The organism is Rubrivivax sp. JA1055 (assembly GCF_020966565.1).
GTDB classification, from domain to species: Bacteria; Pseudomonadota; Gammaproteobacteria; order Burkholderiales; family Burkholderiaceae_C; genus Rubrivivax; species Rubrivivax benzoatilyticus.
In genome coordinates, this window is sequence record NZ_JAJKFP010000002.1 from 403,443 (window position 1) to 417,041 (window position 13,599).

Genomic DNA, 13,599 nt, shown 5'->3' on the forward strand with positions numbered 1-13,599 from the left:
GCATTCACCGCCGATGAACCACGGCCCCCTAGGCGAGCTCGCCGCTGTCGACTATCCCGTCCACTTCCACCGCGAGACCATGCCGGCGTGGCTCGTCGCCGTGTTGACGGCGCTCGGCCGTCGCGCCCCGGACCTGAGGCGGCCGTTCACTTGGCTGGACCTGGGTTGCGGCGCCGGCCTGGGCGCGCTGGTCGGCGCGGCCACCCACCCGCTGGGGCGCTTCGTCGGCGTCGACGCCGACCCGCGCGCGATCGAACGTGCGCAGGCCGTGGCGAGTGCCGCCGGCCTGGACAACGTGCGCTTCGAGTGCCTGGACTTCGACACGCTCGCGGCCCGCACCGACGCGCCGCTCGGCCCCTGCGACTTCATCGTCTCGCACGGCGTGTATTCGTGGGTCGCGCCGGACCGTCGCCGGGCGATGCGGCGCATCGTCGAGCACAGCCTCGTGCCCGGCGGCGTCGCCTGCCTCGGCTACATGAGCCAGCCCGGCGGTGCCTCGTTCGCCGCCGCGCGCCGGCTGATGACGCTGGCCGGCGAGGGCAGCCCCGTCGCGCGCGTGCCGGCCGGCCTGGCGCTGCTGCAGGCGCTGGCCGACGGCGGCGCCGGCTACTTCACCGAGCACCCGACGGCGCTGCGCGAGCTGCAGCGACTGCACGCCGAGGACGCGCGCCAGCTCGCGCACGAGTTCCTCGGCAGCCACTGGCACGCGCTGCACGTCGCCGACGTGATGGCCGACTTCGCCGCCGCCGGCTGCGAGTGGGCGGGCAGCGCGACGCCGCTGGAGAACATCGACGCCGTCTCGCTGCCCGCGGCCAGCCAGCCGCTGCTGGCGAAGCTGCAGCGCGAGGGCGCCGACGCCGCACTGCTGGAGACCGCCCGCGACCTCGCGCGCAACCAGACGCTGCGCCGCGACCTGTTCCTGCGCGCCCACCGCGAGGGCAACCTGCTCGGCGATGACCGCCACCGCGCGGCGCTGCTGGCGCAGCGCGTGTGCCTCACGCCGCAGGCGCCGGTGGCGCCGTCGCCGCAGGGCGAGCTGCGCCTGGACACGCGCATCGGCCCGGTGACGCTGCCGATGGCCCTGGTCGCGCCGCTGCTGGCCGCGCTGCACGACGGTGTCGCGTCCTACGCCGACATCGCGCGCGCACCGGCCTTCGCGGCCCAGCCGGGCGTGCTCAGCGTCCTGCTGCAGACCCTGGCGTGGGCCGGCTGGCTGCAGTTCGTGCGTCCGGACTGGCCGGCCTCGGGATCGGCGATCGAGATGCGCCGTGCCGCGGCGCTCGAGGAGGCCCTGGCGCGCGAACCGGGGCTGGCCGGGCGCTGGCGCGTCGCCCCGGCGATCGGCTCCGCGCTTCCCGATGCCCCGGCAGCATCGGGGCCACGGCTGGCCGCCTTGGGTTGCCGGGTGCGCTGATGTGCGTCAGCCGCGCCAGCCGCCGCCCAGCGCGACGCACAGGTCGACGGCGGCGTTCAGCCGTTCCAGGCGCAGCGTGACCAGCGTGTCCTGGGCCGAGAACAGCGTCTGCTGCGCCTGCAGCACCGTCAGCAGGTCGCCGGCGCCGGCCTGCAGCCGGGTCTGCGCCAGGCGCAGCGCTCGCTCGGCCTGCTCGACGACCGCGGCCTGCGCCGCCTCCTGGCGCGCAGCGCTGCGCACCCGGCCCAGGCCGTCGTCGATCTCCTTGAGCGCGATGCGCAGCGTCGCCGCATAACGCTCGATCAGCACGCGCCGCGCCGACCGGCTCTGCTCGACGGCGGCGTCGCGCCGGCCGGCGTCGAACAGGGTCTGCGCCAGGCTGGCGGCCAGCGCCACGCTGCGCGTCGGGTCGGCCAGGTCGAGGAGCACGTCGCTGGCCAGCGTGCCGCTGGCCGACAGCGTCAGCGTCGGCAGCAGCGCGGCGCGCGCCGCGCGCACGTCGGCGTCGGCCGCGGCCAGCCGGGCCTCGGCCGCGGCGACGTCGGGGCGTCGCGACAGGGCCTCGGCGGGCAGCTCGGCGGCGAGTTCGGGCACGCGGATCGCGGTCAGTGCCTCGTCACCAAGCTCGGGCGCCTGCTGCGGCACCCGCCCGAGCAGCAGCGCCAGCGCCGAGGCGTCCTGCTGCAGCGCCAGCTCCAGCGGGATCAGCGCCGCCTCGCGCTGGCGCACCAGCGTGCGCTGCTGGGCCACGTCCACCGCGGTCTGCACGCCGCCGGCATGGCGGGCCTCGACGATGGTCAGGATGCGCCGCGCCGCGGCCAGGTTGTCGCGCGCCACGCGCAGCCGTTCGGCGCCGGCCAGCCAGCCCCAGTAGCTGGCGGCCACGCCGGCACGGATGCTGGTGCGCGAGGCCTGCAGGTCCAGCCGGCTGGCCGCCAGCGTGGCTTCGCCGGCGTCGACGCCGGCGGCCAGGCGACCCCAGAGGTCGGCCTCGTAGCTCACCGACAGGCCGGCGCTGCTGCGCCGGCTGGTGCTGGCGCTGCCGCCGTCGGGGTCGGTGCGGGTGCGCGAGGACGAGGCGCTGGCACCCACCGTCGGCCAGCGCGAGGCCCCGGCCACGCGCAGCGCGAGCTCGGCCTGGCGCACGCTCTCCAGCGCGATGCGCAGGTCGCTGTTGTGCGCGTCGGACTCGGCGATGAAGCCGCCCAGCCGCGACGAGCCGAAAGACTGCCACCAGGTTTCGTCGACGCGTGTGGCGTCGGCGGCGGCAGAGCTGTCGCCGGCCTGGCGCCATCCGTCCGGGACGGCGGGGCGTTCGGGCGCCGGCTCGGGGGCGGTCGCGCAGGCGGCCAGCAGCGTGGCGGCGGCCAGCGCCAGGGCGCTGCGGCAGAGGGTCGTGCGTGAGCTCATCGGGAATCAGTCGGAGGCGAGGGCGACCACCGGGTCCAGCGCCGCGGCCTTGCGCGCCGGCAGGAAGCCGAACACCAGCCCGGTGGCGAAGGCGCAGCCGAAGGCCAGCAGCACCGGCGCGGCGGCGTACTCGACGGCGGTGCCGAAGGCCTGCACCAGCGCCACCGCGGCCAGCCCGCCGGCCACGCCGAGCAGCCCGCCGAGGCCGGAGACGACCACCGCCTCGACCAGGAACTGCTGCAGGATGTGGCGCATGCGCGCGCCGGTGGCCATGCGGATGCCGATCTCGCGCGTGCGCTCGGTGACGCTGACCAGCATGATGTTCATCACGCCGATGCCGCCGACGAGCAGCGAGATCGCGGCGATGGCCGCCAGCATCAGCGTCAGCGTGTCCTGGGTCTCGGAGGCGGTGTCGATGATCGAGGCCATGTTGCGGATCTGGAAGTCGACACGCCCGTGGCGTGCCGCCAGCAGCGCTTCCACCGCGGCCTGGGTCTCGTCGATGCGAGCGACGTCGGCCACCGCGATCGTCGCGTTGCGCAGCGCGCGCTGGCCTGACAGCCGCAGCTGGGCGGTGGAGAAGGGCACCAGCACGACGTCGTCCTGGTCCTGGCCGGTGGGCGATGCGCCGCGGTCGGCCATCACGCCGATGACCTGGAACATCAGGTTGTTGACGAGCACGTACTGCCCGAGCGCGGACTCGCCGTCGGGGAACAGCGCGCGCGCGACCGTGCCGCCCAGCACCATCACCGTGGCATAGCTCTTCTCGTCCTCGGCGCTGAAGAAGGTGCCTTCGGCCAGGCCCCACTGGCGCGCCAGCGGGAACTTGGCGGAGGTGCCGTTCAGGCTGGTGCTCAGGTCCTTGCCTTCGCGGCGCAGGGTGACCGTGCTCGACTGCTCGGGGATCGCCGCGAGCACGTTGGGCAGCTCCTCGTCGATCGCCTTGACGTCGGCCTCGACCAGCGTGGAGGTATCGCGAAAGCCGCGCTGGTTGGGCGCGCCGGGGCGCACCAGCAGCAGGTTGGAGCCCATCGCGCTGACGCGCTCGATGACCTGGCGCTTGGCGCCGTCGCCGATGGCCAGCATCGTGATCACCGAGCCGACGCCGATGACGATGCCCAGCAGCGTCAGCACTGCGCGGAACAGGTTGGAGCGCAGCGCCCGCAGCGCGGTGCGCGCCGACTCCATCAGGTCCGCTGCGGTGCCGGCCAGCCGTGCCGGGCGCGACGGCTGCGCCAGCGCGTCGGCGCGTGGCGCCGTGGCCGGGCCGGGGTCGCGCACGATGTGCCCGTCCTGGATCTCGATGACGCGGTGGGCGTGGCGCGCGACCTCGGCCGCGTGGGTGATCAGGATCACCGTGTGGCCCTGCTCGGAGAGCTCGCGCAGCAGCCGCATCACCTCGGTGCCGCTGCGGCTGTCCAGCGCGCCGGTGGGCTCGTCGGCGAGGATGACGTGGCCGCCGTTCATCAGGGCGCGGGTGATCGACACACGCTGCTGCTGGCCGCCCGAGAGCTGGTTGGGCCGGTGGTGGGCGCGATCGGACAGCCCGAGCTCGCCGAGCAGCCGCAGCGCGCGCTCCTGGCGCTCGGCTGCCGGGCAGCCGGCGTACATCGCCGGCACCTCGACGTTCTCGCGCGCGTTCGCCGTGGCGATCAGGTTGTAGCTCTGGAAGATGAAGCCGAAGGCCTCGCGGCGCAGCGCCGCCAGCTCGTCGGCGTCCATCGCGCCGACGTCGCGGCCGGCGAAGCGGTACTCGCCGCCGGTCGGCCGGTCCAGGCAGCCGAGCAGGTTCATCAGCGTCGACTTGCCCGAGCCCGAGGCGCCCATGATCGCCACCAACTCGCCGGCGTGGATGTCCAGGTCGATGCCGTGCAGCACCGCGACCGCGAGCTCGCCGTTGCGGTAGGTCTTGGTGACCCCGCGCAGGCGGATCAGCGGCTCGACGTCGGGGCTCGCGCCGCTCACCGTCCGGGCCCCATCGGTCCGATCGCGCCGCCCGGCCCGCCCGGGCCCATCGCGCCCATGCCGGCAGCGCCCATGGCGCCGGCGCGGCGCTCCTGCGAGCCGTCGCCGCCACGCGGCCGCGCGCCGTCGGGCTGGCGCTGGCCGACGACGACCTTCTCGCCCTCATTGAGTCCCTGCAGGATCTGAACGTGAACGCGGTTGCCGATGCCGACGAGCACCTCGCGTTCCTCGATCGCGCCCTGCTCGTTGGCCACCTTGACGACGGCGCGCTGCGGCACTGCCGCGCGGGTGGCGCCGGCCGGACCGGCCCACACGCCGCGGTCGACCGCCCGGGTCGCGCCAGCGGCTGCTGGAGCCGCTGGGGCCGCAGGCGGCGTGGCCGCGCGCGGCGGCGGCGTCTGCGGGGCCGTGTCGGCACGCGGCGGCGGCGCGCCTTCGCCGCCGGCCATGCGTTCGCGCCGCCGTGCCGCGCGCTGCTCGGGGTCCATCGTCTGCCAGTCGCTGCGCGGCCCGCCGTCGTTGCCTTCCGGTGTGCGGGGACGGCGCTCGCCGGCCGGGGCCTCGCCCTCGCGCCCGCCCCAAAGCGGCGCGGTGCCGCGGCGAGGCTCTGGCGCGGCGTCAACGCCTGCCGGCGGCCGCCCGGCAGGCGCGGAGGCCGGACGCTGCGGCGCAGCGCCTGCCGCAGCCGGCCGGCTGGGCGCAGGCGCCGCGGCGGCCGAGCCTGCCTGCAGCCCGCGGCGCTCGCCGCGTTCTCCGGGCGCCGTGGGTGCACCCGCGGCGGAGGAGGCTGAGGCGGCAGGCGGTGGCCCGCGGCGCTCGCCGCGCTCACCGCGTGCCGCGGACGCCGCCGGCGCGCCCCGCGGCGCGTCGCGCAGCGCCGAGGCGCGCTGCTGCAGCGCCGCCACCGGCACCGTCAGCACGCTCTCGGCGCTGCGCGCGACGAAGAAGACCTGCGCCGTCATCTGCGTCATCAGCTCGCGCTGCGGGTTGGGCACCTCGAAGACGGCGTTGTAGAGCACGACGTTGTTGGTCACCGTCGGCGTCGGCTCGACCTGCTTGAGGCGGCCGCTCCAGCGCCGGCCCTGGCTGCCCAGCGTCGTGAAGTAGGCCGGCATGCCGGCGTACAGCCGGCCGACGTCGGCCTCCGACACCTGGGTCTGCACGCTCATCAGCGACAGGTCGGCCACGCGCAGCAGCGTCGGTGCCTGCTGGCTGGCGTTGAGGGTCTGGCCCTGACGGGCCGTGACGCTGACCACGGTGCCCGAGATCGGCGCGTAGATCCGCGTGTAGCCGAGGTTGGTCTGCTCGACGCGCATCGTCGCCTCGATCTGCTCGATCTGCGCCTTGGTGGCGTCGACCTGGGCCTGCGCGCTGAGCGCCGCCGACCGTGCGTCGACCAGCTCCTGCGCCGTCGTCGCGTCGTCGGCCATCAGCCGGCGCTGTCGCTCGTGATCGCGGCGCGCCTTTTCCAGCGCCACCTCCTGCTGCACGAGGTTGGCCTGCTGCTGGCGCAGCGAGGCGCGGTAGGCGTCCACGCGCGCGGCAGCGGCGTCGGCGTCGATCTCGGCCAGCAGGTCGCCTTCGCGCACCTCGGAGCCCACCTGCACGTGCAGCTGGCGCAACTGGCCCGAGACCTGGGCGCCGACGTCGACGTAGCGCACCGGCTGCAGCGTGCCGGTGGCGGTGACCAGATCCTCGATGTTGCCGCGCTGCACCGTCGCCAGCAGCGGCCCGGCGTCGCGGCCGGCGTCGCCGCGCCACAGGTCGGCGAGCCACCAGGCGCCCGCGGCGCTCAGCGTGCCGGCGGCTCCCCAGCCGAGCCAGCGGCGCCGGGCCGGACTTGCCGCTGCGGCAGGGGTGGTTTTGGATTGCATGGACGGGATGCCGCGAAGGAGTGGGTACGGCAGTCATGCTGGCAAACGAATGTGCAGGCAATTCGCACGGCGCGGCGGCCGCCGGGGCATTGGCGGCGCACCGGTTGCCGCCGATTAAGCTCGCGTCATGCCTCGTGTCCCGATGCCGAGCCTGCAGTCCTGGCTGCGCCACCTCGACTCCCTGCGGGTCAAGCTCTTCCTGGCCATCGCCGGCGCCAACGTGGTGCTGGTGATGGCCGCGTCGCTGGTCTACAGCTGGAGCTTCGAGCGCGGCTTCGTCGAGTATCTGCAGCACAGCGAGGAGGCGCGGCTGACCCCGGTCGTCGCGCGCCTGGCCGACGGCTACCGCGAGCACGGCGACTGGCGCTGGCTCACCGACGACGAGGACCGCTGGTTCCGGCTGCTGCACGAGATGCTCGGCGTCACGCGCAGCCGGCGCTTCGGCCCCGAGGCGCCGGCCATCGCGCCGCCGGGTGCGGCGCCGCTGCCGCCGGTGACGATCGACCCGCGCATCCTGCTGCTGGATGCCTCGCGCGAGCGCCTGCTCGGCCCGCCAAACCGGCAGGATCAGGCGGTGCTGCGGCCGATCGAGGTCGGTGGGCGCACCGTCGGCTTCCTCGGTTACGTGCCGCGGCTGTCGATGGTGGCCTCGCTGGAGCAGGTCTTCCAGCAGCAGCAGAACCGCAAGTTCGGCTTCATCGCCGTGGGCATGCTGCTGGCCGTCCTGCTGACCGCGGCCTGGATCTCGCGCTGGCTGACGCTGCGCCTGCGCGCGCTGGGCGAAAGCGCTGCGGCGGTCTCGCACGGCGACTACACGGTGCGCATCGGCGTGCGCGGCCACGACGAGCTGGCCGAGCTGGCGCGCGACTTCAACCGCATGGCCGCCAGCCTGGACGCGGCCAAGAGCGCCCGCGAACGCTGGATCGCCGACATCGCCCACGAACTGCGCACGCCGCTGACGACGCTGCGCGTGGAGATCGAGGCGCTGGTCGACGGCGTGCGCCGGCCCAGCGCCGACACCCTGGCCTCGCTGGCGCAGGAGGTGCTGCGGCTGTCGCGCCTGGTCGAGGACTTGCGGCTGCTGTCGCTGGCCGACCTGGGCGCGCTGTCGATGCGGCTGCAGCATCTGGACCTTGCCGGCCTGGTTCGCGAGTACCTGAAGGATCAGCGTGCCCAGCTGCCGGCGGACGCGACGCTTCAGCAGGCGCTCGAACCCGGCGGCGTCATCCATGCCGACCCCGACCGCATGGCCCAGGTCTTCGGCAACCTGATGCAGAACAGCCTGCGTTACACGCACGCGCCGATGCAGCTGCGCGTGGCCGTGCGCGTCGAGGGCGAGGAGGTCGTGCTGACCTGGGAGGACAGCGCGCCCGGCGTGCCCGAGGACGCCCTGCCGCGCCTGACCGAGCGCCTGTTCCGCGTCGAGGACTCGCGCTCGCGCGCCGGCGGCGGCTCCGGCCTGGGGCTGGCCATCGTGCACGCGATCGTCACCGGCCACGGCGGCACGATGCTGGCCGACGCCAGCCCCTTGGGCGGCCTGCGCTGGACCCTGCGCTTCGCGCGACTGGACGAACCTGCCGATGACTGAACGCGTGCTGATCGTCGAGGACGAGGACAAGATCGCCCAGGCGCTGGACGAGTACCTTCGCCACGCCGGCTACGAGACCCACCGCCTGGCGCGCGGCGACGAGGTACTGCCCTGGCTGGACGGGCATCCGGTGGAACTGATCCTGCTGGACCTGATGCTTCCCGGGCGCAACGGGCTGGACATCTGCCGAGCGCTGCGCGACGGCGGCGCCCACGGCCGCGGGCCGGCGGTGATCATGCTCACCGCGCGTGTCGACGAGGCCGACCGCCTGGCCGGGCTGAACTGCGGCGCCGACGACTACGTCTGCAAGCCCTTCAGCCCGCGCGAGGTGGTGGCGCGGGTTCAGGCGGCGCTGCGGCGCACGCGTGCACTGACTTCGGCGCCCGAGCCGCAGGCCAGTGAGGCGCTGGTGCTCGACGCCGCGGCCTGGACTGCCCGCCTCGACGGCCAGGACCTGGGGCTGACGGCCATCGAGTTCCAGCTGCTGCACGTGCTCGTCAGCCAGCCGGGGCGCATCTTCACCCGCGACCAACTGATGGACCACATCTACCCCAGCGAGCGCGTCGTCAACTGGCGCACCATCGACAGCCACGTCAAGAAGGTGCGCCGCAAGATCGACGACGTGCGCCCGGGCATCGACCTGATCGAGGCGGTGTACGGCGTGGGCTACCGCTACCAGCCCGAGCGCGCCGGCTGAGGCGCCGGCGGACGGCTGTCAGGCCAGCGTGTCGTCGGCGGCCGGGCGCGGCCCTCGTCACCCGCTTGCCCCCGCGATGAGACGGTTCACGGCGATCACTCCGTGCTGTCCGCCTCGGCCTCCCAGCCCCCGCCCAGCACCTCGAACAGCCGCACGCGGTTGCTCTGCTCGGCCAGGCGCAGCGTGACCAGCGTCTGTTGCGCCGCGTACAGCGTGCGCTGGGCGTCCAACGCGTCCAGGTAGCTGGCCGCGCCGGCCTTCCAGCGTGCGTCGGCCAGGCGCCAGGCGCGCTCGCTGGCGTCGACCAGCGCCGCCTGGGCGTCCAGGCGCTCGGCGATCGTGGCACGCACCGCCAGCGCGTCGGCGACCTCGCGGAACGCGGTCTGCACCGTCTGCTCGTAGGTCGCGACCTGGATCGCCCGCGCGGCCTCGGCCTGGGCGACGCCGGCGCGCGTGGCGCCGCCGTCGAAGATCGGCAGGCTGACCGAGGGCGCGAAGGACCAGGCCCCGCCCTTGAACAGGTCCGACAGGCTGCGGCTGGCGCTGCCGGTGGCGGCAGTCAGCTGGATCGTCGGGAACATCGCCGCGCGCGCCGCGCCGAGATCGGCGTTGGCCGCCTTCAGGCTGTGTTCGGCGGCGATGACGTCGGGTCGGCGCTGCAGCACCGTCGACGGCAGCCCGGCAGGCACGGCCACCAGCGCCGTCGCCTCGGCGCCGGGCGCGGCGTCCGGCGGCAGGGCGTCGGCGGGCAGCTCGGCGCCGACCAGCAGGCGCAGCGCGTTCAGGTCCTGCGCGACGGTGGCCTCGTAGGCGGCGACGTCGCGGCGTGCGGCTTCCACCGAGGTCTGGGCCTGGGCCAGCGTCAGCGCCGAGTCGGCGCCCAGCGCATGGCGCTGGCGCGTCAGCTCGTAGGTCGTGCGCTGGCTGTCCAGCGTGCTGCGCGACAGCGCCAGCTGCGCCTGGTCGGACTGCAGCGTCAGCCACGCGGTGGCGACCTCGGCGACCAGCGCGATGCGCGTGCTGCGTGCCGCCTCCTCGGTGGCGAGGTAGCTTTCCAGCGCCGACTCCGACAGGTTGCGCACGCGGCCGAAGAGGTCCAGCTCGAAGGCCGAGACGCCGATGTTGGCGTTGTAGGTGCGCGAATGCACGATCTGGCCGCTGCTGCTGGCTTCGACCGGAGTGCGCGAGGCGCTCTGCGCGCCGGTGGCGTTCAGCGTCGGCAGCCGGTCGGCGGCCTGGATGCGGTAGGCCGCTCGCGCCTGCTCGATGGCCAGCAGCTTCAGGCGCAGGCTGCGGCTGTTGTCCAGCGCCAGCTCGATCGTGCGCCGCAGGCGCGCGTCGGTGACGACGTCGCGGCCGTCGGGCAGCGCGCTGCCGGCCGCCGTGCCCAGCGGCCAGGCCGCCGGCACCGGCGCCTCGGGCCGCGTGTATTCGGGCGCCAGGTTGGCGCAGGCCGTCAGCGCGGCCAGCGCCACCAGCGTGAGGCCGCGCGCGGCGAATCGGATGCTCGTGTTCATGCCCGTACCTCCGCGGTCGGGGCGGCGCCGCGGCGCCGGTCGAAGAAGCCGCGCACCAGCACGTAGAACACCGGCACGAAGAACAGGCCCAGCACCGTCGCGGTGGCCATGCCGCCGAGCACGCCGGTGCCGATGGCGCGCCGGCTGGCGGCGCCGGCACCGCTGGCGATGGCCAGCGGCAGCACGCCGAACATGAAGGCCAGCGAGGTCATCAGGATCGGCCGCAGCCGCAGCCGCAAGGCCTCCAGCGTCGCGTCGACGAGCGCCGCACCCTGTTCCTGGCGCTGCTTGGCGAACTCGACGATCAGGATCGCGTTCTTCGCCGACAGGCCGACGGTGGTCAGCAGGCCGACCTGGAAATAGACGTCGTTGTGCAGCCCGGCCAGCGTCGTGAGCGCCAGCGCGCCGACGACGCCCAGCGGAACCACCAGCAGAACCGAGAACGGCACCGACCAGCTCTCGTACAGCGCCGCCATGCACAGGAACACGAACAGCACCGACAGCGCGTACAGCGCCGGCGCCTGCGAGCCCGACAGCCGTTCCTGGTAGGACTGGCCGGCCCACTCGATGCCGACGCCGGCCGGCAGCTGGGCGACGATCTGCTCGACGGCCTTCATCGCGTCGCCCGAGCTGACGCCCGCGGCCGCCTCGCCGACGATCTCGAAGGCGCCCATGCCGTTGTAGCGCTCCAGCTTGGGCGCGCCGTAGCTCCACTTCGTGCTCGCGAAGGCCGAGAACGGCACCATCTGGCCGGCGTCGTTGCGCACCCGCCACTGCATGATCGCGTCCGGCGCCATGCGGTAGGGCGCGTCGCCCTGGGCGTAGACCTTCTTCACCCGGCCCTTGTCGATGAAATCGTTGACGTAGCTGCCGCCCAGCGCCACCGACAGCGTGTTGTTGATGTCGCTGGTGGACAGGCCCAGCGCGCCGGCCTTGCGGTCGTCGATCTCGATGCTGAACTGCGGCGCGTCGTCCAGGCCGCTGATGCGCACCTGGGCCAGCTTGGGGTTCTGGCGGGCGAGCTTCAGGAACTCGTCGCGCGCCGCCTTCAGGCCCTCGTGGCCGAGGCCGCCGCGGTCCTGCAGCTCGACGGTGAAGCCGCCCGAGGAGCCGAGGCCGCGCACCGTCGGCGGCTGCATCACGAAGACACGCGCGTCGCGCAGCGCCGCCAGCTCCTTGTTCGCGCGGCGCGCGAACTCGGCGGCGCTCTGGCCGTGGCCGCGGCGCTCGCTCCAGTCCTTGAGCCGGATGAAGGCGTTGCCGGTGGCCTGGTCGCCGCCGATGCCCGAGATCAGCGTGTAGCCGTCGACGTCGGCCTGCTGCGACAGCCAGTTCTCGACCTGGTTCAGCGAGGCCCGCAGGCGCTCGTCGGTGGCGCCGGTGGGCAGCCGCACCTCGGCCATCAGCACGCCCTGGTCCTCGTCGGGCAGGAAGGAGGTCGGCAGCCGGGCGTAGAGCACGGCCATCGCCGCCAGCAGGATCGCGTAGACCAGCATCACGCGGCCGCTGCGCCGCAGCAGCGTGGCGCCGGCACGCTGCATGCCGGCGCTGCCGCGGTCGAAGCCGCGGTTGAAGGCGCCGAAAAAGCGCCCCAGCAGGCCCTTGTGCGCCGCGTGGTGCTCGCCCGGCGGCAGCGGCTTGAGCACCGAGGCGCACAGCGCTGGCGACAGCGTCATCGCCACCAGCACCGACAGCAGCATCGCCGACACCACCGTGATCGAGAACTGGCGGTAGATGACGCCGGTGGAGCCGCCGAAGAAGGCCATCGGGATGAACACCGCCGCCAGCACGAGCGCGATGCCGATCAGCGCGCCGGTGATCTCCTGCATCGACTCGCGTGTCGCCTCGCGCGGCGACAGCCCGCGTTCGGCCATCAGGCGCTCGACGTTCTCGACGACGACGATGGCGTCGTCGACCAGCAGGCCGATCGCCAGCACCATGCCGAACATCGTCAGGCTGTTGATCGAGTAGCCGAAGGCCGCCAGCACGCCGAAGGTGCCGAGCAGCACCACCGGCACCGTGATCGCCGGCACCAGCGTCGCCCGCCAGCTCTGCAGGAACAGGTACATGATCAGCACGACCAGCACCACGGCCTCGGCCAGCGTGATGACGACCTCCTCGATCGAGATCTTCACGAACGGCGTCGTGTCGTAGGTCATCGCCGTCTGCAGTTGGTACGGGAAGCCCGGCTGCAGCTCGGCGATCTTGGCCTTGACGGCGTTGGCGGTGGCGATGGCGTTGGCACCCGAGGCCAGGCGCACGCCCATCGCCGCCGAGGCCTGGCCCTTGTAACGCGTGCGGATCGTGTAGCTCTCGCCGCCGAGCTCGACGCGCGCGACGTCGGCCAGGCGCACGCCGGCGCCGCTGGCCGCCGACTTGACGACCACGGCTTCGAACTGCTCGACCGTCTGCAGTTTGCTGCGTGCGGTGATCGTCACGTTGAGCTGCTGGCCGGGCGCCGCCGGCAGGCCACCGACCTGGCCGGCCGAGACCTGGGCGTTCTGGGCCGTGATCGCGCTCGTCACGTCCGAGGGCATCAGGCCGTAGCTCGCCAGCTTGTCCGGGTTCAGCCAGACGCGCATCGCGTGGCCGGTGCCCAGCGTCTGCACCTCGCCGACGCCGTCGATGCGGCTGATCGTGTCGACCAGGCTGGACTTGATGTAGTCGCCGATCTGCACCGCGCCGGCGCTGCCGTCCTCGGAGTACAGCGCGACGATGAGCAGGAAGTCGGTGCCGGCCTTGGTGACCGTCACGCCCTGGTCCTGCACGGCCTGCGGCAGCTGGGTCATCGCCTGCTGCAGCTTGTTCTGCACCTGCATCTGGGCGACGTCGGGGTCGGTGCCCGAGACGAAGCTCAGCGTGATGCGCGCGCTGCCCGAGGAGGTGCTGGTCGAGGCCATCGACAGCAGGCCGTCCAGGCCGGTCATCTGCTGCTCGATGACCTGGGTGACCGAGTCCTCCAGCGTCTTGGCCGAGGCGCCGGGGTAGGTGGCGTTGACGCTCACGCGCGGCGGCGCGATGTCGGGGTACTGTTCCAGCGCCAGCGTGCTGATCGACAGCGCGCCGGCGAGCATGACGACGATGGCCAGCACCCACGCGAAGATGGGGCGGTCGATGAAGAAGCGCGGCATCGT

8 protein-coding genes are annotated in these 13,599 nt (G+C 73.8%); 3 read left to right on the forward strand and 5 right to left on the reverse strand.

Translation table 11 applies throughout. From position 1 onward, the window contains the following. Nucleotides 1–13 precede the first annotated feature (13 nt). A complete protein-coding gene (locus tag LOC65_RS05015; protein WP_230246829.1) occupies nt 14–1,414 on the forward strand; it encodes a class I SAM-dependent methyltransferase in 1,401 nt (466 codons plus the stop codon). Nucleotides 1,415–1,420: 6 nt separating this feature from the next. Here LOC65_RS05015 and LOC65_RS05020 read toward each other — a convergent pair whose 3' ends face one another. Genes LOC65_RS05020 through LOC65_RS05030 form a run of 3 tightly spaced genes read right to left on the reverse strand, consistent with a single transcriptional unit; the run spans nt 1,421 to nt 6,663 of the window. Next, the gene (locus LOC65_RS05020; protein WP_230246830.1) at nt 1,421–2,824 is read right to left on the reverse strand and encodes an efflux transporter outer membrane subunit; all 1,404 of its coding nucleotides are present in this window, start codon (nt 2,822–2,824) and stop codon (nt 1,421–1,423) included. A gap of 6 nt (nt 2,825–2,830) precedes the next feature. Continuing rightward, nucleotides 2,831–4,789, reverse strand: a complete 1,959-nt coding sequence (locus LOC65_RS05025) for a MacB family efflux pump subunit (protein ID WP_230246831.1) — start codon at nt 4,787–4,789, stop codon at nt 2,831–2,833. Continuing rightward, nucleotides 4,786–6,663 carry an efflux RND transporter periplasmic adaptor subunit gene (locus LOC65_RS05030; RefSeq protein WP_230246832.1) on the reverse strand — a complete coding sequence of 626 codons (1,878 nt, stop codon included), beginning with the start codon at nt 6,661–6,663 and terminating at the stop codon, nt 4,786–4,788. Before LOC65_RS05030 ends, LOC65_RS05025 begins: the two co-directional genes overlap by 4 nt. 127 nt (nt 6,664–6,790) lie before the next feature. On the opposite strand from LOC65_RS05030, the gene LOC65_RS05035 reads away from it, so the two are divergent. Both LOC65_RS05035 and LOC65_RS05040 read left to right on the forward strand, forming a co-directional pair. Beyond that, on the forward strand, nt 6,791–8,251 hold the full coding sequence (locus LOC65_RS05035; RefSeq protein WP_230246833.1) for an ATP-binding protein: 1,461 nt from the start codon (nt 6,791–6,793) through the stop codon (nt 8,249–8,251). Next, nucleotides 8,244–8,948: a response regulator gene (locus LOC65_RS05040; protein WP_230246834.1), complete on the forward strand. Its 705-nt coding sequence runs from the start codon at nt 8,244–8,246 to the stop codon at nt 8,946–8,948. The genes LOC65_RS05035 and LOC65_RS05040 overlap by 8 nt, the downstream gene beginning before the upstream one ends. Before the next feature lie 95 nt (nt 8,949–9,043). Here the strand turns inward: LOC65_RS05040 and LOC65_RS05045 are convergent, their stop codons facing one another. After that, on the reverse strand, nt 9,044–10,465 hold the full coding sequence (locus tag LOC65_RS05045) for an efflux transporter outer membrane subunit (protein ID WP_230246835.1): 1,422 nt from the start codon (nt 10,463–10,465) through the stop codon (nt 9,044–9,046). Next, the gene (locus tag LOC65_RS05050; protein WP_230246836.1) at nt 10,462–13,596 is read right to left on the reverse strand and encodes an efflux RND transporter permease subunit; all 3,135 of its coding nucleotides are present in this window, start codon (nt 13,594–13,596) and stop codon (nt 10,462–10,464) included. The genes LOC65_RS05045 and LOC65_RS05050 overlap by 4 nt, the downstream gene beginning before the upstream one ends. Between the last annotated feature and the right edge of the window lie 3 nt (nt 13,597–13,599).

Coding starts and splice junctions, on each gene's coding strand:
- LOC65_RS05015 (WP_230246829.1), top strand. CDS start 14: ATGAACCACGGCCCCCTAGGCGAGCTCGCCGCTGTCGACTATCCCGTC.
- LOC65_RS05020 (WP_230246830.1), bottom strand. CDS start 2,824: ATGAGCTCACGCACGACCCTCTGCCGCAGCGCCCTGGCGCTGGCCGCC.
- LOC65_RS05030 (WP_230246832.1), bottom strand. CDS start 6,663: ATGCAATCCAAAACCACCCCTGCCGCAGCGGCAAGTCCGGCCCGGCGC.
- LOC65_RS05035 (WP_230246833.1), top strand. CDS start 6,791: ATGCCTCGTGTCCCGATGCCGAGCCTGCAGTCCTGGCTGCGCCACCTC.
- LOC65_RS05040 (WP_230246834.1), top strand. CDS start 8,244: ATGACTGAACGCGTGCTGATCGTCGAGGACGAGGACAAGATCGCCCAG.
- LOC65_RS05045 (WP_230246835.1), bottom strand. CDS start 10,465: ATGAACACGAGCATCCGATTCGCCGCGCGCGGCCTCACGCTGGTGGCG.
- LOC65_RS05050 (WP_230246836.1), bottom strand. CDS start 13,596: ATGCCGCGCTTCTTCATCGACCGCCCCATCTTCGCGTGGGTGCTGGCC.